This window comes from Pararobbsia alpina, from assembly GCF_965118125.1.
GTDB lineage: Bacteria > Pseudomonadota > Gammaproteobacteria > Burkholderiales > Burkholderiaceae > Pararobbsia > Pararobbsia alpina_A.
In genome coordinates this window covers 1,548,551-1,568,041 of the sequence record NZ_OZ221288.1, presented here as the reverse complement: position 1 = coordinate 1,568,041, position 19,491 = coordinate 1,548,551, and the positions used below count along the sequence as shown (strand labels likewise).

General features: G+C 60.5%; 17 protein-coding genes. 9 read left to right on the top strand and 8 right to left on the bottom strand.

What is annotated here, in order from left to right:
- Positions 1-162: 162 nt before the first annotated feature.
- A complete protein-coding gene (locus ACMFWR_RS25065; protein WP_413195081.1) occupies positions 163-1,188 on the bottom strand; it encodes an ABC transporter permease in 1,026 nt (341 codons plus the stop codon).
- 25 nt (positions 1,189-1,213) lie between these two features.
- Complete coding sequence (locus tag ACMFWR_RS25060; RefSeq protein WP_413195080.1) at positions 1,214-1,954, bottom strand: ATP-binding cassette domain-containing protein; 741 nt, start codon at positions 1,952-1,954, stop codon at positions 1,214-1,216.
- A 379-nt stretch (positions 1,955-2,333) separates the two neighbouring features.
- Here ACMFWR_RS25060 and ACMFWR_RS25055 point away from each other — a divergent pair, with 379 nt between their 5' ends.
- Positions 2,334-3,266 carry a transporter gene (locus ACMFWR_RS25055; RefSeq protein ID WP_413195079.1) on the top strand — a complete coding sequence of 311 codons (933 nt, stop codon included), beginning with the start codon at positions 2,334-2,336 and terminating at the stop codon, positions 3,264-3,266.
- 3 nt (positions 3,267-3,269) lie between these two features.
- Here the strand turns inward: ACMFWR_RS25055 and ACMFWR_RS25050 are convergent, their stop codons facing one another.
- Positions 3,270-4,982, bottom strand: a complete 1,713-nt coding sequence (locus ACMFWR_RS25050; RefSeq protein ID WP_413195078.1) for a tannase/feruloyl esterase family alpha/beta hydrolase — start codon at positions 4,980-4,982, stop codon at positions 3,270-3,272.
- A gap of 727 nt (positions 4,983-5,709) precedes the next feature.
- Between ACMFWR_RS25050 and ACMFWR_RS25045 the strand changes: the two genes are divergently transcribed.
- Positions 5,710-6,060 (top strand): hypothetical protein, encoded by a 351-nt coding sequence (locus ACMFWR_RS25045; RefSeq protein WP_413195077.1) that lies wholly within the window; start codon positions 5,710-5,712, stop codon positions 6,058-6,060.
- Between the two features lie 60 nt (positions 6,061-6,120).
- Here the strand turns inward: ACMFWR_RS25045 and ACMFWR_RS25040 are convergent, their stop codons facing one another.
- Positions 6,121-6,507: an ester cyclase gene (locus ACMFWR_RS25040; protein ID WP_413195076.1), complete on the bottom strand. Its 387-nt coding sequence runs from the start codon at positions 6,505-6,507 to the stop codon at positions 6,121-6,123.
- Between the two features lie 67 nt (positions 6,508-6,574).
- Positions 6,575-7,570 carry a zinc-binding dehydrogenase gene (locus ACMFWR_RS25035; protein ID WP_413195075.1) on the bottom strand — a complete coding sequence of 332 codons (996 nt, stop codon included), beginning with the start codon at positions 7,568-7,570 and terminating at the stop codon, positions 6,575-6,577.
- Positions 7,571-7,697: 127 nt separating this feature from the next.
- On the opposite strand from ACMFWR_RS25035, the gene ACMFWR_RS25030 reads away from it, so the two are divergent.
- From ACMFWR_RS25030 to ACMFWR_RS25020, 3 genes are all read left to right on the top strand, one after another.
- Positions 7,698-8,591, top strand: coding sequence for a LysR family transcriptional regulator (locus ACMFWR_RS25030; protein ID WP_413195074.1), 894 nt, complete (start codon positions 7,698-7,700; stop codon positions 8,589-8,591).
- Between the two features lie 240 nt (positions 8,592-8,831).
- Positions 8,832-10,211: a beta-1,3-glucanase family protein gene (locus ACMFWR_RS25025; protein WP_413195073.1), complete on the top strand. Its 1,380-nt coding sequence runs from the start codon at positions 8,832-8,834 to the stop codon at positions 10,209-10,211.
- A 28-nt stretch (positions 10,212-10,239) separates the two neighbouring features.
- Positions 10,240-11,199 carry a glycoside hydrolase family protein gene (locus tag ACMFWR_RS25020; protein ID WP_413195072.1) on the top strand — a complete coding sequence of 320 codons (960 nt, stop codon included), beginning with the start codon at positions 10,240-10,242 and terminating at the stop codon, positions 11,197-11,199.
- 46 nt (positions 11,200-11,245) lie between these two features.
- Here the strand turns inward: ACMFWR_RS25020 and ACMFWR_RS25015 are convergent, their stop codons facing one another.
- The 3 genes from ACMFWR_RS25015 to ACMFWR_RS25005 form a co-directional block, all read right to left on the bottom strand.
- The gene (locus tag ACMFWR_RS25015; protein WP_413195071.1) at positions 11,246-12,175 is read right to left on the bottom strand and encodes a LysR family transcriptional regulator; all 930 of its coding nucleotides are present in this window, start codon (positions 12,173-12,175) and stop codon (positions 11,246-11,248) included.
- Positions 12,176-12,315: 140 nt separating this feature from the next.
- Positions 12,316-13,236, bottom strand: coding sequence for a CPBP family intramembrane glutamic endopeptidase (locus ACMFWR_RS25010; RefSeq protein WP_413195070.1), 921 nt, complete (start codon positions 13,234-13,236; stop codon positions 12,316-12,318).
- 96 nt (positions 13,237-13,332) lie between these two features.
- Positions 13,333-13,560, bottom strand: coding sequence for a hypothetical protein (locus ACMFWR_RS25005; RefSeq protein WP_413195069.1), 228 nt, complete (start codon positions 13,558-13,560; stop codon positions 13,333-13,335).
- A 512-nt stretch (positions 13,561-14,072) separates the two neighbouring features.
- Here ACMFWR_RS25005 and ACMFWR_RS25000 point away from each other — a divergent pair.
- Genes ACMFWR_RS25000 through ACMFWR_RS24985 form a run of 4 tightly spaced genes read left to right on the top strand, consistent with a single transcriptional unit; the run spans position 14,073 to position 19,437 of the window.
- Entirely contained in the window at positions 14,073-14,366 is a 294-nt protein-coding gene (locus tag ACMFWR_RS25000) for a DUF3311 domain-containing protein (protein ID WP_413195068.1), read from the top strand.
- Positions 14,363-15,820, top strand: coding sequence for a sodium:solute symporter family protein (locus tag ACMFWR_RS24995; RefSeq protein WP_413195067.1), 1,458 nt, complete (start codon positions 14,363-14,365; stop codon positions 15,818-15,820). The genes ACMFWR_RS25000 and ACMFWR_RS24995 overlap by 4 nt, the downstream gene beginning before the upstream one ends.
- The gene (locus ACMFWR_RS24990; RefSeq protein WP_413195066.1) at positions 15,807-16,694 is read left to right on the top strand and encodes an FAD binding domain-containing protein; all 888 of its coding nucleotides are present in this window, start codon (positions 15,807-15,809) and stop codon (positions 16,692-16,694) included. Before ACMFWR_RS24995 ends, ACMFWR_RS24990 begins: the two co-directional genes overlap by 14 nt.
- Positions 16,687-19,437, top strand: a complete 2,751-nt coding sequence (locus ACMFWR_RS24985) for a molybdopterin-dependent oxidoreductase (protein ID WP_413195065.1) — start codon at positions 16,687-16,689, stop codon at positions 19,435-19,437. Before ACMFWR_RS24990 ends, ACMFWR_RS24985 begins: the two co-directional genes overlap by 8 nt.
- Positions 19,438-19,491 lie beyond the last annotated feature (54 nt).

Here is a 19,491-nt window from a genome sequence, read left to right as displayed (position 1 = left end):
GGTTCTTGTGTTGTCGACCCCGGGCCCGTGTTCGAGTCTGGGTCAATGTGCGGAATCTCGCTGCATCGCGAACACGTGCGTCCGGTAGTTCCGCGCCTCGTCCGGCCGAGCTCCCTCCTTCCCGCACCCGCCGCAGCGCGGCCAATGCGTATGAAGACTCTTTTAATCTCCCTGCCGCCCGCCACCCAATCTGTTGAACAGCACTGCAACGATGATGAAAGAACCCACGAGCGTGCCTTGCCAGAAGGAATCGACACCCAGCAGGATCAGGCTGTTACGGATGACTTCGATCAGCGCGGCACCGACCACGGTGCCGAATGTGCTGCCAATGCCGCCCACGAGATTGGTGCCGCCGATCACCGTGGCGGCGATCACGCGTAGTTCGTCGCCCGTACCGAGGCCCGTGGTAACCGCACCGAGCCATCCGACTTCCAGAATGGCGGCGACGCCGGCCATCAGGCCCGCAAGCACGTAGACGGAGCAGATGATACGGCGCACCGGAACGCCGGTCAGGTTGGCCGCATGTCGGTTGCCGCCGACTGCGAACACGTAGCGGCCCCAGCGCGTGAATGCAAAGACGAACCAGAAGATCACCGCGAAGAGCAGCAGAAACCAGACGGGGTTGGCCACGCCGAGCGTCGCACCGCCGCCGAGCGCCAGCAGCTTGCTCCCGTCGGGGCCGAATTCAAAGATTGTGCGGCTGCGCGAGATCACGAGTGCGAGGCTGCGCCCGATGCTCAGCATGCCGAGCGTCACGACAAAGGGCTGCATGTCGAGATACGCGATCAGCACACCGTTCACGAGCCCGACGAGCCCTGCGGTCAGCATGCCCATGCCAATACCCGCCCAGATCGAATAGCCCGCGTTCATGACGACGGACAGCACGATGCCGCTGATGCCGATGGTCGACCCCACGGAGATATCGATGCCGCCGGTGATGATCACAGCCATCATGCCGAGCGCGACGATCGCCACAAACGCGAAATTGCGCGTGACGTTGAACAGATTCTGCGAAGTCGCGAAGGTCGACGTCACAAACGAGAGCAGCACGCATGCGATGACGGTGGCGAGCACCACCCAGAACACCTGGCTGGCGAGCAACCCCGACCAGCGCGTATGCGTTCTTTGCGCTTGCGGATCGTCGATCAGCGTTGTGATCGAGGGCGGTCTTTCCGACGGCTCGTTCAATTGCGGTCTCCCGTGCTGGGCAAGGTCAGGCGGTGGTGATGGCTCCGGTGATGAGACCGGTCACTTCTTCCGGCGATGACGTATCGGTCTTCTTGTCCGCCACCTTGCGCCCGCGCCGCATGACCACGACACGATGCGCAACGGCGAACACATCGGGCATGCGGTGACTGATCAGAATGACCGCAATGCCATGTTCGGAAAGACGGTGAATCAGATCGAGCACCTCCGCGACTTGCCGCACGCTGATGGCGGCGGTCGGCTCGTCCATGATGACGAGGCGCGGCTCAGAAAGGCGCGTGCGCGCAATGGCCACCGCCTGCCGTTGGCCGCCGGACATCTGGCGAACGAGATCGCGAGGCCGCGTTTCCGATTTCAGCGATTTGAAAAGCTCGCCGGCGCGCCGGTACATGGCCGCGTGATCGAGGATGCGGATCGGACCGAATCCGATGCGAGGTTCGCGGCCGAGGAAGACGTTCGCGGCGGCCGTCAGGTTGTCACAGAGCGCGAGGTCCTGATAAACGACCTCGATGCCCTGGGCGCGCGCGTCGACGGGCTTGTTGAAATGCACCGGCGAACCGTCGATGAGGATTTCGCCATGTGAAGGCGGGAAATTGCCGGCGATGACTTTCACCAGCGTCGACTTCCCCGCGCCGTTGTCCCCCATGAGCCCGACCACCTGACCCGGTTCTAGTTGGAACGTCACTTCGGTCAGGGCTTGAATGGCGCCGAAGTGCTTCGAAATACCTCTGAGCTCCAGGAGACTCATGGAAGGTCGCACGCGCTCCAATGAAAATGTCGCCTCCGCTACTGGCCGAGGCGACACATGGATAAGTTAAGTACTTTTTTAGAGCACGCCAGCGCATTTTTCAAGCAATGCGGGGCGACTCAGTATCTACCCCGATTACGGGTTATCCCCATGTCGGGCCGGGCGAAGCAGAGTGCGCAACGGTTGTTCCGGCACTGACGCGTCACGGTCGTTCGTGCGCTCTCAGATAGGGGGCTTTCGCTGCGCCTCGTGCTTTGTGCTGACGATTACAGTTGTTAACGTTCGACGTGCTACTGCTACCGTCGACGTTACCGTTTGAGGTGGATTCATGCGGACGACTGCTACCTGGCGTAAGGCGTTTCGCAAGTCGAAACGGTGCATGCTCCCGCTCGCTGTGGCGATGTGCTCGCTCGCATTCGAAGCCCACGCGACGGAAGGTGGGCTAGGGCGCCCCGTCGCGGGTATGAGCGTGCTTTCCGGAGCGGGCATCGTGCCCCCTGAGCCGGTGTTCATTTTCAATCTTCAGCAGATTTATATCGACGGGTCGATCAGCGGCGATCGCGGTGTGCCGATCGCAGGCAAGGCATCGGTCGGCATCGACGCGCCGGTCGCGTTCACGCTGGCGACATTAATGAAAGTGTGGGGCAGTGCGGGCGGGTGGGATTTCGCGTCGGGCTTCACCTTGCCCTATGTATGGACCGAGGTGACGGGGAGTTTCTCCGTCGGCGCGCTGACACGCTCGACGAGCGACCGCGCGTCCAATCTGTTTGATATGTATTTCACCCCGATCGTCGCGGGCTATCACCTCACGCAGAACGATCACATCGCACTCAGCTTCAACTTCTGGGCGCCGACGGGGCACTATGACCCTAACGACCTTGCGAACCCCAGCCTGAACAACTGGACGTTTGTGCCGCAAGTGGCCTATACGAAGATCATTCCCGAGTACGGGATTCAGCTGGATATGGTGCTCGGACTCGAGTTTTATACCCGCAATAACGCGACGAACTATCAGAACGCGCCGCTGTTGACGTTCGATGCGATGGGCGTCAAGAAATTTCCCAACGGCCTTGGAATTGGCATTGTGATGGGTACGGTTCAACAGCTGGGCAATGACAGCGGGCCGACCGCCGACAAGCTCAATGGCTTTGTCGGACATGATTTTTCTTTAGGCCCGGTGATCACATACGACACCAAGATCGGCGGCAAGCTCCCGCTATCGGCGAGCTTGCGCTGGGTACCCAGTATTTACAGCGTCAACCGGCTCAAGAGCACGGAGAGCGTGCAGGCCACCGCGACGGTGGCGTTTTGAGGTCTATTGCGAGCACGTAAACGAGGTTGCCGAATCAGGCGACCCGGTGCCGTTGTATTTGGGCCAGAGCGGAAACTCGCAAAGAGGGCGTGTACGGCCGGGCACGCCGACGGTGTCGGCGACGACTTGATTCGTGGGCGCCTGGGCGTTTTCGACCCAATCCTCGAGCGTAGTCAGCGAATCCCACGACGCATTGAACACAGCACTCGCTGCGTGGTTGTATCCGGGCACTTCGTAGAATCTAACAAAGGAACGGACGGCGGCCGGGCCCATCTGGGTGACGAGACGGCCGTAGTAATCCTCCGTCGATCGGGTGCTCACGAGCACGTCGCTGACGCCGTGAGCCAGAAGCAGCTTGCCGCCTCGTGCGGCAAAGGCGGAAATATCTGTCTTTGCGTCGAGCGTGACGCTGAGTTCGCTGATCCGGGCCGCCCACTGGCCTGGATTGGCCGCGTCAAACGACCGCGAGTCGTAGTTCGGATCGCGGGTAATCGCGTATTTGAACCATTGATCCGCGAAAACGCTGATGTAGGGGGCGTTGCTCGGCATCGGGTTCGTCGGTGCGGCGGAGCCGAACGCCAGCCAGCGTACGGCTTTGTGCACTGCGTCGTCTGCGTCGCTCATTCCCGTATCAGCGCCCCAGATGTTGAAGCCGGGATGTTCCGTTTGACCGCTAGCGAGATAGTTAAGCCGGGTCGAAGCGTTGATGGTTTTGACTGCCTTGATCTGTGCGTCGGACAGGCACCGATCGCCGGTGTCTTTGCCATCCTTGCACCGCAGTGGATGGCCGTCGACTGTTGCGGTCGCCGGATCGAATATCGCGTTGCACTGAGACTGGTTGCTGATCACGCCGTCGCGAAGGCCGTCCAGTGCGTCACACGCTTGCATGGCCGCATCGAATAGCGCTTTACGTTTGGGGGGCGTGAGATAGGCGCCCTGCTGCGCGAGTGCCCGATTCATTTGCTGGCCGCCGAGAATGCTGACCATCCCGGCCCATGCCGGATACCACGCGACTGCGCCATTCCAGTCTTCGGGCCATCGTTGAATGGCTGTCAGTGCTTCGCGGCCGCCGGTTGAGCCGCCGATGAAATACGCCTTTGCCGGATTGCGTCCGTAGTGTTGCTGGATCAGATAGGTTGCAGCGTCACGCGTTTTTTTGAGCGCGTCGCCTGCGTTCCAGTTCATCAATGCTTCATCGTTCTTTGCGAATGAACCGTCTTCAGAGCCTAACGGGCCTGCCTGATGGCCCGAATCACTGCCATACACGGTGTAGCCTCGCGCGACGGGGTAGGGCTTGTCAGTGGGCCCCGCGGGCACGTTGCCGATGACGTTCGGAATCGAACCATCGAGTCCACCGCCGCCGAACATCACGGCTTTTGAATTCCATGCGTCCGGCAGGGCGACTTTGAATCTGATCTCAGGGGCGGTGTGATCGACCGGGTCAATGGAGCCTGTCACCATGCAATGCGCCGGGATACGTTTGGCGCCTTCGCCGCTTGCGTCCACGACGGTCGCTGTCGTCACGACTGCTCCGGTTGTCGGCAGCTTGATGGCAGAAGCTGGAATATGAAGGCCGACGAGTTGGGCACATCCGAGCTGCGCTGCGGGGGCGGAAGCTTCGCCAGCTGGCGTGAGCGAAGTGGATCGAACCGATGAACACGCGGCGAGGACGAACCCCAATACGACAAGCGAACCCAATCGCAAGCTCGAATGCATCGATGTCTCCGGATTGTTATGTGGACGAAGGCCCGTGTATTCCGAAAGCATACGAGTGCGCGACTTCGTGAAACAGCGCCCTGCAGGACAGAATGGTGTCCGTTTAGGACCGAGGCGTAGCGTTGAGTCGCGCTTGTCCCAGCGTCGGGAACTCACGTCCGATCTCTCTGAAGCGGACGGCTTTACGCTGCCCGCTCGGACGAGGTCCGTCGTTGCCGTCCTGTTACGGAGCGGCATAAGTCTTTTGCCGGTTCCGGTGTGTACCGCGGTTGCCTTCGAGCAGAGAATGCGTCGACGGGCTGGCGTAGACGGTTACGACGTTCTTTTAGGTCAGCTATGACGGCAGGCCGGTCGGCGAGCAGGCTTCTCTTTGTCTATGTATTTGACAGGTCAGACAAATGCCGGGCGTGTCGGATGGTTGTGAGCGCGGAGGCGGGCCACGTCGAATGAAATCGGGCGGGCGACGCGGTCGCTGGTGGATTGGAGGCAGTGGATTTTGAATAAAAAACCGGACAACGGAGTACGCGGATTTCCGCGCGGTGCTCCGCAGGCGCCATGGGGTTTCATGGTGCGCAGTGTGTCGATGATCTTGCTCGCGGTGTGTCCGGCTATTTTGTGTGCGTACCTTGCACGAAGCTCGGCAGATTGGCGCCTGTTCGAGCGCTCGGGTTCGCTCGTGACGATTGCGGGGCTTCTACTGGCATCACGTCGGTATTTCGAGCACCGAGTGACCGAACTAGTTGTCGCCCAAACGCGGGGACAGGCTGCGATCGAAGTCACTGAGTCCTTGAATCGCATCCTTGATGCCAGGCGCGGACTCACGCTTTCTGCGTTCGGCACGCTGATCTGGGGCTGGGGAATCTATCTGCGATGGTGGAGTTTCGCGGTGCTGGCGTTATGGCTGCTCTTCGTGATTTACCGGGCGTTTTATGACCCGGTCTTGCACCATAGCCGCGGGCTAATGTTGCAGGCGAGGCAACACAATCACAGCGATGCGCGCTTTGCCGAAGAATCTGAGGGCGACGTGGAGCATGACGAGGTCACGCTGTTTGTGAATGTCGACACCGAAGCGTCCTGATGCCCCTTGTCCAATGTCTTCAGTAGAGACCATCGTAGTCATAGCGCCGACAGCCTGTAGCTAGATTTGCGCTTCGATCGCTGCCTTGTCGAGGACCGACCACACCTCAGCGATCTTCGCGTCACGAAACGTATAGAAGACGTTCTCGGCGAACTTGATGCGCCTGCCGTTGATCGGTAAGCCGAGGAAGATGCCTGCTGGTGTGCAGTCGAACTGCAGGCGGCTGGCAATCGTCGGAGCTTCGACCACGAGCAACTCGAGATTGAACTGCAAGTCGGGTATCTCGAGAACGTCTTGTTCCAGCATCCTGCGGTATCCGGACAGTCCGAATGGCCGCCCATTGTGCGTGACTTCGTCGCCGACGAATTGGCCAAGCGATGCCCAATCTCGTTGGTTCAGGCACGCCAGATAGCGGCGATAGATGTCGCCAAGGTCCAGGTCGGTCACGACGATTTCCTCACTAGCCACAAAAGGACATGCTGTGATCATAGACCGACCTGGACTTGACGACGCCCTACGCCACTAAAACCGCTTTGACGCCATGGGACGCCTCATAGGCCATCGCCGATTCGATCTGGTCGTAGCGGAACGTATCGCCAAGTCGTGTTGTCAGCATCGGATCGTCAATCAGGCCTTCGAGTGCATCGAGCGCGCGAATCAGTTTTGCGTTTTCCTTGACGGTCCGGCTTTCGAAATTGCTGAATCGCTTGATCGTGAGATTCTTCGCCATCAGAAGCATGGTCGGAATCCCAATCGTCGTAGCACCGCCCAGAAACCCATAGATGTAGACCGTTGAATGCATCGGCAGGGCGGATGCCACCTTGTTCAGCAAGTCACCACCGACGCCATCGAACACCGCGGTCGCGTTGAGTTCGGTCGCCAAAGTGTTCAGCTCGGTTTCGAATCCCTCGCGTGTCACGACAACGTGTTCGATGCCCATGGCATGAAGCTCGTCTCGGGCGGTTTCGCTGCGTACCAGAAGAATGGCTGGCAGATTCCGTTTGCGCGCAAGCGTCGCAAGCGCGTGAGCTGTCGCAGCGTTCCCGGCTGTGGCGATCACGCCCTTGTGCCCGGCTTCCACGATTTCTTCAAGGAATGCGTAGGCGGTCATCACGTTGACGAGCGAGCCGCTGTATTCCCGCGCATCACGGTGCTCCGGCAAGATGAGGCACGCTGTAAAGGGCACATGCGCGCGTTCGCTCCACAGGCCGATACTGTCCGGGCTTCTGCTCAGCGACCGATAGATCGCGACGTTCCTGCCGAGATATTTTTCCGGCACGCCGGCGCCAATCGAAACGACTCGCCCGGCGCCTGACGCACCCCAGACGGGATACGGACCGAGCGCAAACGCGGTGCCTGCGGCATTCGGCATTTTCAGAAACGCCTTGTCGCCCTGATTGATTGTCGAAGCATCCATGTCGATCACGACATGGTTCGGTGCGGCGTCTTCAGGCGCGGGAACGTCACGGACTTCAAGTTCTCGACTCGGTGTCACACAAATCGCTTTCATGGGTTGAACCTCGCTTGCATCGATGTGGGGTTGCGGTGTCGCTAAGTTAGTTGTTTTCATTCATTGCCGAAACGGCGATTGGCGGCATACCATGCATTCCACTTCGGAATCGATTGAGGCGACTGACATGGACCGACTCGATGCAATTCGCTTGTTTGTGCGCCTTGTGGAATGCGGCAGTTTTTCTGCGGCAGGCCGCGAGAATGGAATAGGGCAGCCCGCAGTCAGCAAGAAAATCGGCGCACTGGAAGCGCATCTCGGCGCGCAACTGCTGCTGCGAACGTCGCGCACGGTGGTGGTCACCGAAGCCGGACAACGCTTCTACGAGTCGGCCAAGCACCTGGTCGATGATTTCGATGCGCTCGAATCGTCGATAGGCGACCGGCAGCGTTCACCCAGCGGTGTGGTCCGGGTCGACACGGCTCCCGCCCATGGGCGGCTCTGGATTACGCCGCTATTGCCCAGGTTTTTTGAGGCCTATCCCGACGTGTCAATCGAAGTGTCGGTCTCCGAGCGGCATGTCGATCTTGTGGGAGAGGGTATCGATCTCGCGGTTCGGCATGGCCGCTTGATGGACTCGTCGCTCACTGCGCGAAAACTCACTGAAACGAATTTCCTGTTGGTGGCCAGCGCACGATATCTGGCCGAGCATGGGGCACCGTCGAAGCTGTCGGACCTCGACAAGCACGCATGCGTTGTGTTTGCGAAGGGACGTGAGCGCTATCCGTGGCCGTTGCGTGTGGGGAAGGAGACGGTGTCGTATGTGCCGCGAGGGTCGCTGACCACCGGCGATGCGGAGCATGTGCGCGCAGCCGTCCTGTGCGGGCTCGGCATTACCCAGGCACCGAAGTGGCTATTCGCCGAGGAAATCCGAACGGGCGAGGTCAAGGTGATTCTGCCGAAGCTGCAACCGGACAGCGCGCCAATTCATCTCGTCTATCCCGCAGGCCGTCGCATCCCGATGCGTGTCAGAGTGTTTGTCGACTTCCTTGTGAAAGCCTTTGAGCATGTGGACGCGTGAATGTCAGCGAGCGCTCACCTGCGATCATTGGGGCACAGACTCGTCTCAACATGTTGCATATCAAACTATCTTTGTTCTACAAAAGTCGATCTGTCACAAACAGTTGCACATATTGCCTTTAGCGATATAGAAAATTTTTCTTCTTGAAACAATGTCCGCTTAGCATTCGCACCTTAGTCCGCTTAAACGGCGGGTTTGGCACAGGGCGCGCGTGGCGCGAGCATTGAGAGAAGAAAAAAAATGAATCGATTCCTGAACGGCTCTTTGAGCCGGACCGCCATTTGCGCGGCTGCTTTGTCTCTGCTCGCCGCGTGCGGCGGGGGTGGTGGCGGTAACTCGACCGGTCAGTCAGGAACGTCAGGTGATGCGTCCGCGCCGGCTGTGCCGCTCGCGACAAGCGGCAATGGTCCGGGCATCTCGGTGCAGCCGCAAGCCCAGACGGTCGCCGCAGGACAGCGCGCGTTCTTTACGGTGACGGCTCCCGGCGCGACGCTTTTCCAGTGGTATCGCAATGGCGTGGCGATCGCGGGCGCTACGTCTGCCAGTTACTTTGCGCCGGCCGCCGCGGCTTCGGACAACGGCGCTTCGTTCGCTGTTGCGGTCGGCAATGCGTCGGGCACCACGGCGTCGACTGCGGTTACGCTGACCTTCAATACGGCTTCCGACGCTTCGCCGCCCGCCAGTTTCTGGGGGGACACGACGACGATCCCTGCGGCAACGCAGGTCATGCGCTTTGTTTTTCTCAACAAGACGAACGGCAAGTATCCGGACAGTCAGGTGTTCTGGCAGATCACGGGTACGAACGCATCAGGGCAGCCCGTCAACGAATTCCACTCGATTGCTGACGAGCCGACCTACGATAGCCCTGGAATTAATTCGACTCGCATCTATTTCTATCTCGCTCCCAACCAGGCCAGCGCGACGCAAACGAACACGAGCTACTACGACTTTATCGAGTTCAATCTGGGGCGCTCGTCGTCGACGGATCCATGGAACTTCAACGGCGACACGACGCGCGTCGATGCTTTTGGCGTGAAGCTCGCCATCCGGCTTCAATGCAGCGACGGCACCGACGTCGCGCGCGGCGAGGACTACGGGACGTTCCTCGAAGACCGCTCGGTCACCTTCGCCAAGTACCTCGCCGAAGTGCCGGCCGAGTTTCAGTCGACGGGTACCCAAAACGCGCCTTATCGCATCGTTGAGCCCGGAACCGCGACCAACTTTCAGACGGGCGGTGCTAACGCGAGCTATTACGACAACTACATCAACACGGTGTGGGCCAACAACAATATCGATCCGACGGTGGTACCGAAGCCCACGCCGTTCCTTCGCTTTGCCGACGGCTCTCGACCCGACCTGATCGCCGCTGTTGAGCGGCACGTGGCCGATACGCCGGGCACATTCAAGTCGGACGGCACCTTGGTCAATCCGAACTTCTGGAGCACGATCGACGCGAGTGCGTACTACCCGACTTCGCCCGCCAACTACTATGCGAAGTTCTGGCACACGCATGGCATTGCCAACCTCGCCTACGGATTTTCCTATGACGACGTGGGTAGCAAGTCGTCCGATATCGGATGCAACAACCCGCAGCGCATGCTGGTAGCCATCGGCTGGTAATACCCCATCAATAACAAAAATGAATGTGATGAACCCAATGATTGGCGGCCTCAGAATGGCCGCGTTCGCTGCACTCGTTGCCTTGAGCGTTGCTTCGTGCGGCGGAGGAGGTGGCGGGAGCACGGACTCTGCGAGTAACGGCGCCACGAATACCGGCACGTCGGGCTCGACGACGAACCCGACGGGTGGGACGGCGACACCCGCTGCAAAGAACGCAAAGCGCGGCGTGGCCTACGACTTCGCGACGCCCGACGATCTCGCCGCAGTCTCGTCCAATGTGAGCTGGTGGTACAACTGGAGCCTGACACCGAATGCCGGTGTGCCGAGCGACTACGCCACACGCTACAACATGCAGTTCATTCCGATGCTCTGGAATGGCAGCTTCAACGACGCATCGGTGGTTGCCTATCTGCAGGCGAACCCGTCGATCAAATATCTGCTGGTGCTCAACGAGCCGAATCTGGTCGATCAGGCGGATATGACGCCGTCGGCCGCTGCCGCCTTGTGGCCGCGCTATGAGGCTATATCCGCGGCGACTGGCGTCAAGATCGTCGGTCCGGCGATGAACTGGGGAACGCTGCCGGGCTATTCGGATCCGGTGGTATGGCTCGATGAATTCATCGCGGACTATCAGGCCGCGAACGGTGGCCGGAGTCCGCAGATCGACTATCTCGCCTTCCATTGGTACGACTATGGACTCGCTTCGCAGCTCAACGCGCTCGACAAGTACGGCAAGCAGATCTGGGTGACGGAGTTTGCGAACTGGCACAGCGCGAACGACGGCGCACAGTTGATCGATACGCTCGCGGCGCAACAAGCGCAAATGAAGGACATGGTGTCGACATGCGAGACACGGCCCGATGTCTTTCGCTATGCATGGTTCACAGGCCGTATCAGCCCCGATCCGCATTTCACGAGCTTGCTCGGTGCCAACGGGCAACTGACAGGGCTCGGCACGACTTACACCGGCTTGCCGGCAGGGCAATAAGCCTGGTCGCGATCAACCGTCCGATGGCAGTGATCGGGCGGTCGTGTCACTCAGATCGCATGCCGCCGGCCGAGACAGGTTCTTCCTGTGAGCGGAAATGATTGACGGCCAGGTCAATAAACGCTTTGACCTTGAGCGGAATGAATTTGCGGTTGGTGTAGACCAGGCGGAACTCGCGATCGGGTAACCGGAATTCCGGCATCAGGCGGATCAGCTTTCCCGCGCGGATATCGTCGTCGACGAGATAACCCGACATCGTGCCGATACCCAGCCCGGCCAGCGCACATCGACGCACCATGCCAATGTTGTTCGTGTAGACGACGGGATTGACCGATGCGGTGACCTGAGTGCCGTCCGGGGCTTCGAAGGTCATTTCGTTCGTATTGTGTTCAGTCCTGAACGCGATGAACGGGTGCGCCTCGAGTTCGGACGGATGCGTCGGCGTGCCGTGTTCGGCGAGATAGTCAGGCGCGGCACAGGTATAGAAGTCGGTCGACATCAACGGTCTCGACACGAGCGTCTGACCCGTGATGTATCGCGACGCGAGAATCCCGAGATCGAACTCGCCTTCGATCAGATCAACAGCGCGGTCAGCGAGTGCGACTTCGATGGTGACGTTCGGGTGCAGTGCCCGGTACTCGCGCAGGATCGGCGCGAGCTTGCGCATGGCGAAGAGTGCAGGTGCAACGATCTTGAGTCGGCCCGAAGCGTTGGTTGCGCTAGACGACAACATTGAATACGTGTCTTCGATGTCGCCCAAGATCAGCCGACAGCGATCGAGATACATGCGGCCGGCCTCGGTCAGCGACATGCGACGTGTCGTACGCTGAAGCAGTCGCACACCCAGATGTTCTTCGAGATCGCTGATCGTGCGACTGATGCGCGGCACGCTCATATCGAGCGCCTCCGCCGCGTGCGCATAGCTGTTCGCCTCGACGACCTTGACGAAGATCTTCATGCCGGTCAGTACGTCCACGTGCGTCTCCTTCTTGCCTTCTCAGGCCTATGCGGCGTATCGCCCGATGCCATCACCCCTACTTTAGCCAACACGCACGCGTCGGGCAGACAATCGCTTTCGAATAACGGTCACGCATGTTGCTCAATGGGGCAGGGTGTTCAGGGCCGCTGCAATCCTCGACGCATACCGAACACCGGCGTTGCACGGCGGCCCCACCAGAACTTCATCAGCAAAGCGATCGCCGCGAGGATCGGGATCTGCACGATGCTGCCTTCGGGTCCCACCGTTCCGCCGCTCAGCAGCACGTGTCCGGCAGGGTGGAGCGAAAACAAATGTCCTTCGACGGACGCACCGCTATCCAGCGCACCGAACAAATAGGATTCGGTCCAGTCCCACGCTGCATGAAAGCCGATCGCCCAGAACAATGAGCCTGTGTACCAGAGGCTCATACAGAACACGAAACCGAAAGCTGCGGCAACCAGCACGCCCACATGCGTTTCATTGGCATTGAATCCGTGAATCGCGCCAAACAGGATGGAGAGCGCGATCGCGCTCCACCAGAATCCGATGCCGCGGGCGAGGGTGTATTGCAGGTAGCCGCGCAGCGCGGACTCTTCAAACAGCCCGACCAGCAGGAAGCCGCCCGCCCAGCTCAAGGCCGGCACAAGGTCCGCGCTCTGGACAGGGCGAACGTCGAGCGTTGCCGCATGCAGTCCGACGAGCACCAGCACCGAAAAACTCATGGCCACGACACCTAACGCGGCGCCTGTGAGGAAGCGGACTCGTTTTGCATCGCCCTGAAATCCGAACGCTAGCGGGGAGCGTCGCTCGATGGCCGACATGACGCAGACCGCCGCGAACAGGCTGACCAGTGCCATGCCCTCGCCGACGTACAGTATTTGCACATGCAACACGACGTTGCGCGGCGAATGCGTGAAATGGCCGACCAGCTTGGCGAACCCGACAAAGATTAACGCGAAGATTCCGGCGAATAACAGAATGCTCCAGCCCGCGCGCAAACCTTGAGCGCCGAGAAAGATACGACGGGTCGTCTGCCTGATCGCGCGGGATGAAGTCATGTTCTGCGGGCACTCCAGCTTATGGAGAACAAGAGAAGTCTGCGCCGAATTGTCCTGGCGATCAGATCGATCACCGGCGCAAAGACATGTTGGGCACTACAGATCGGGTTCGCCGTGCTTGATCGCGTGTTCAAGCTTCGCTTTGCGCATCAGCCATGTATCGAGTTCTTCCGACAGGATACGTTCGGCGACGACCTCGTCCGACGACGGCAGGCCCATTTCGGAGAGCGCGAGAATCTTCGATCGAATCTGCGCGAGTTCGGTCAGGCGCTGTTCGCACTCTGCCGAGGCTTCCGCGAGTTCGCGGTCCAGTGGCGACGTCATACCGGCTCAACCGCTCGTCGAAAACTTGTTTTGCTGGCGCTGTCCAGGATCGAACCCTTCGTTCGCTTAAAAGGTCATTGGGTGCGCATGGAATGGCACGTGACGTCCCACATACCGGCTAACACAGATTGGTTCCATGCACAGTGGGCGCATTGTACCGAGACATGCGTGGGCTGAATAGATCCGGCAGACTCAGGGGCCTGAGTCGCTCCGGGACTCAAGTCGATACGACACGTCGATATGACAAGTCGAATCGATACTGACCTGACGGCAAACCGGAGACGAATGTTGGATATGCAAGTTGGCCGCCAACATTTAATGAGCCATCCGAACTGAGAAAACACGTTGACGCAAGACTAAACAAGCGCCGCGTTGCGGCGCCGACTTCGATATGTACACCGTCTTGTGACGCGTTATGATCGTGCACTCGAAGCGCGCAACATGCTTGCATATGCACGCTTCCTGCCTTTGGTCCGGTAAGCACGCCTTATTCCGGGCAGATCGAGAATGATATGAAAAAGATCTACCTCCTGGGTGCCGTGCCACCCGCCGTCAATGTTGTAGGCGCTTGCCTGTCGCAGAGTGCGCGACCGTATATCGCGGGGATGCCTTTCATGCTCGCGTGGGTGGTCGGATCCGTTCTGCTGACCGCCGTGGTGATGCAGATCATTTATTGGGTCGACACGCGTTCCTCACATCGCGCGTCACGTTTGGCTTCGGCGGCGGAACCGGGCTCGGACTTGGCATCAGGTTCTGACGGCATGTCTGAACGCGTGTCCAATCTGACCCGGGACATCGCATCATGAGCGCGCCGCTGGCGCTGCTTGCCGCGACACTCGTTGTTGTATTTGCACTCGCGCTTCGCGCGCGGCGCGGCGTCGGCATGAGCCTTGAGCAATGGAGTATCGGAGGACGCGGATTCTCGGCATTGCTGGTGTTCGTCCTGATCGCGGGCGAGCTCTATACGACGTTCACCTTTCTCGGCGCGAGCGGGTTCGCCTACGGCTTTGGCGGCGCGGCGCTGTATATCGTTGTCTACACGACGCAAGCGTTCGTTCTGTCCTATTGGCTGTTGCCGGCGATCTGGCGCTATGCAAAAACGCATCGATTGCTCACGCAGGCCGATCTCTTTGCTAAACAATACGACAGCCCGTTTGTCGGACTGCTTGTGGCGGCGATATCCCTCGTTGCCCTGTTGCCGTATCTCGCGCTGCAGCTCAAAGGGCTGGGCATTCTGGTCGAAACGTCCTCGTACGGCGTGATTCCGACCGGCGTGGCGATCTGGATCGGCGCAGCGGCGCTTGCCGGCTTTGTCGTGGTGTCGGGCGTGCACGGCTCGGCGTTGACCGCGATCGTCAAGGATGCCGTCGTACTGAGTGTCTGCGTGTTTCTAGGCGTCTATCTGCCTTGCCACTACTACGGCAGCCTGACCGGGATGTTCCATGCGATTGACGCGCAGCGCCCCGATTTCTTTACGTTGCCCGCCGCGGGAAAAAATCTCACGTGGTACCTCTCGACGATCGTCGTCTGCGCACTGGGTATGTTCATGTGGCCGCACACGTTCAGCTCGGTCTACACGGCGAAGTCGGACGACCACTTCCGCCGCAACGCGGCGGTCATGCCGCTCTACGCGCTCGTCATGCTGTTCTCGATGTTTGTCGGCTTCGCAGCGGTGCTTCAGATTCCCGGGCTCAAGGGCCCGCGTATCGATCTCGCGCTGCTGGCGTTGTCGATTCGAAGCTTTGACCCGTGGTTCGTCGGCGTGATTGGCGCGGCGGGTTTGCTGACGGCCCTGGTGCCGGCGTCCATCATGCTGGTATCGGTGGCGACGCTCTTTGCAAGGAATATCTATCCCGTCTCGATGTTGCGTCCAGGCGAACGGCAGCTTGCGCAGATCGCAAAGCTTGCGGCGCTCGTGCTGACGCTGGCGGCGGTCGTGATCGCGCTGCACGGCGGGCAAAGCATCGTTGCGCTGCTGATCATGGGCTACAGCCTGGTGAGTCAGGTGTTGCCTTCGTTGTTCGCAGGCTTGCTGCGAAACAATCCGGTCAATAAGTATGGCGCGAGTGCCGGCATGATTGCCGGCGTCGCAACCGTGGCAACGCTGGTTCTGACGAACAGCTCGATCGCGACAGTCATGCCTTCTCAGGCATGGGCGGCGACGTTGAATCCGGGGATCGTTGCATGGACGCTCAACGTCGCCACGATGCTTGTCGTGAGTGGCCTGACGAAGAGGCGGGTGTCGAATGCGCTCGCATGACGTGCAGAAGGACGTGAACGCGAGCTATGTCCTCGCAGCGGATGAACGCGAAGTGCTCGAGATGATCGCGGCCGGAGGCTACCGGCTTGTCGCCGGTGCGACGGACCTTTATGCAACGCAGTCCGATCAGCTCGCCCGCACCCGGCTCATCGACATCAGTCGGGTGCCCGGACTACGCGGCATCGACGCGGCTGAACGCGGGGTACGTATCGGGGCGGCGACGACCTGGTCGGACCTTAGGCAAGCACGCTTGCCAGCCGCGCTGGGCGCTATTCAGGACGCAGCGCGCGGTATCGGTTCGCTACAGATTCAGAATCGCGCGACGATCGGGGGCAATCTCTGCAACGCGTCGCCTGCCGCGGACGGCACGACGGCGTTGCTTGCGCTCGACGCAGAGGTCGAACTCAGATCGCTCGGACATACCCGCACCGTCCCGCTTCGACAGTTCCTCACCGCAAGGCATCGTATCGATCTGCGTCAGGGAGAAATGCTCCACGCTGTGTGGATTCCGTTCCCGCCCGGCGAGCCGCGTATGGCATCGGCATTCTGCAAATTTGGCCTGCGGCGCGAACTCAATATCTCGATCGCATCAGTCGCGGTATCTGTCACATCGGCCGACACACAGGGTCAGGCATTCGACTACCGGATCGCTGCGGGGAGCGTTGCGCCGACACCGGTGAGGCTCTCGACGCTCGAGCACATGTTATCGAGTGCTTACGCGGACGATTCGGCGTCTTTGATCGCCGACACGGATTTGCCTGAAATCGACCCGATCGACGATGTGAGAGCGTCGGCGCACTTTCGTATCGATCGCGTGCGTGCACTCGTGGGCGAAGCGATCGAACGGGCTCAGCGGAGGCTTCTCGATGCTTAAGCCGATCCGCTTCGATGCGCTCAAGGTGAATGGCGAAGAGGTGACGCTGCCTGCCGATCGGCACAAGCCGCTTGCCGATTTTCTGCGTGACGATGTCCGTCTGCGCGGCACAAAGATCGGATGCGGCACGGGCGATTGCGGCGCGTGCACGGTGATCGTCGACGGCGAGCCGGTCTATGCGTGTATCACGCCGGCCGGTCGCGCGGCCGGGTGTGAGGTGGTGACCGTTGAAGGGTTGGCCTCGTGCACGGAGCATGGTTCGGCGCTGCAGGCGGCGTTTCTGGCCAATCAGGCGGTGCAATGCGGCTTTTGCATTCCGGGCATGCTGTGCGCGGCAACGGCCGCGCTCGATCAGCAGCGCGTTGAAACAGCGGACGACGCGAAGGCAGCTATCGCCGGCGTGCTGTGCCGATGCACTGGGTATCAGAAGCCGGTCGCGGCGATCCATCAGGTTGCGTGCGGTATTTACAAGCATGGACCCGCACCGGTAGAGGCGGGTGACGCCGTGGGTCGGCCCGTGACTCGACTCGATGGGGTCGAGAAGGTGCTTGGCACCGACGTATTCGGGTCGGACGGAATCCCGTCCGATGCGTTGATGATTCGCGCGGTTCGCTCTCCGCATCACCGCGCGCTGTTCGAGATCGGCGATGTCGACGCGTTCGTCGCACGGCATTCTGGCATCGAGCGCGTGCTGTTGGCCAGCGACATTCCAGGTGAGAACATCCATGGCGTGGCGACGGCGTATGCCGAAGAGCCCGTGCTGGCGGCGGGGTTTGTGCGGTTTCGCGGTGAAGCGATCGCGCTGATCGTCGGATCGGCTGCGGCGATTGCGCGCAATGACTTCGATGATTTTCCGGTGACGTGGACGCCCCAGCGCGACATGCAGGCCATGGACGATGCGCTGGCCCATGGTGCGCCGCTGTTGCACGACTCGCGGCCGGGCAATGTGCTGATCCGGGGACGTGTTGCACGCGGAGATCTCGAAGCAGGTTTCGATGAGGCCGACGCAGTGGTGGACGGCGTGTTCCAGACGAGCTTTGTCGAACATGCCTACCTCGAGCCCGAGGGCGGATGGGCTCGTCGAATGGGCGACGTGATCGAGGTCTATTCGCCGACACAGGCTCCGCATCCACATCGCGCCGAGCTTGCGCGCGTGCTCGGCTGTGACGCGGTCAACATCCGCGTGATCCCCACGGCCGTTGGCGGTGGCTTTGGCGGCAAGCTCGACATGACCGTGCAGCCTTTGATCGCCGTCGCGGCGTGGGTGCTCAACACGACAGTCGGCATGACCTATACGCGTGCCGAGTCGATCGCGACGTCGACCAAGCGACACCCTGCCACGATGCACAGCCGGATCGCCGCGCGCGCCGACGGTACGATTACCGCGATCGATTTCAGCGGCGATTTCAACACCGGTGCCTACGCATCGTGGGGTACGGTTGTCGCGAACCGGGTGCCCGTGCATGCATCCGGACCCTATCGCGTGCCGCACTATCGCGCACAGACGCGCGCGATTCACACGAACGTGACGCCGTCGGGCGCGTTTCGCGGCTTCGGTGTGCCGCAGACGTTGATCGCGCAAGAGCAACTGATCGACGACCTTGCGACAAAGCTCGGTATCGACCGGCTTGAGTTCCGCCTGCGCAATGCGATCCGTGCCGGCGATTCGCTGGTGACCGGGCAGGTGCTCGAGGATAGCGTTGGCATCGTGGAGTGCCTGAATGCACTCAAGCCGCGCTGGGACGCGGCGCTTGCGGACGCGCGGTGTGCGAATCGCGAATCCGGCCGGATCCGACGCGGCGTCGGGCTCGCGGCGATGATCTACGGATGCGGCAATACGGCGATGAGCAATCCGTCGACGATTCGCATCGGGGTCAAGCCCGGTGGCGAAGTCGTGCTGCATCAAGGCGCGGTCGATGCGGGGCAGGGCTCAAACACGGTGATTCCGCAAATTGCGGCAGATGCGGTTGGCATTCGTCTGCACGAACTCCAGTGTGTCGGCGCGGCAACCCATATCACGCCGGATTGCGGGCGGACTTCGGCATCACGCCAGACGTTTGTCACAGGACGCGCCGCCGAACTCGCGGGCCGGGATCTTCGCAAACAAATTCTTCAGGCACTGGGCAAGGCGCCCGATGCCGATGTCTCGCTGATCTTTGCCGAGGGCGCCATTGCAACGTCGGATGCCGTGCTCGACGTCTGCGAAATGCCGGTCAACGCGTGGGGCTACGTGCTGATGGCGGAAAAGACGTTCGATCCGCCGACGCTGGATCTCGACGAGGACGGTCAAGGCAGCCCTTACGCTGTCTACGCATTCGGTGCGCAGCTTGCGGAAGTCGAAGTCGATCTCGACTCGGGAGTCACTCGCGTGTTGCGCGTGACCGCGGCGCATGACGTGGGCCGCATGGTCAATCCGACGCTGCTCGAAGGCCAGATCGAAGGCGCGGTCGCGCAAGGCGTCGGTCTTGCGCTGATGGAGAAGTTTTTACCGGGTCAGACAGAAAGCTTTTCGAGCTATGTGATTCCCACCGCGCTCGATATGCCTGAAGTCGAATCGATTTTTATCGAAGCCCCGGCGTCGATCGGACCCTATGGTGCGAAAGGTATCGGCGAGCCATCGCTTGTGCCGACGGCCGCAGCCATCCTGAATGCCATCGCCCATGCGACAGGCGTTCGCATCCATGAAGCCCCGGCGACACCCGAAGTGGTGCTGCGCATGCTGAATGCGCATGGAACGCTGTGAAATGCCGGTGATGCATTTTAACTTTTACTCTGATTAAATAAAGTGTAGGCTCTC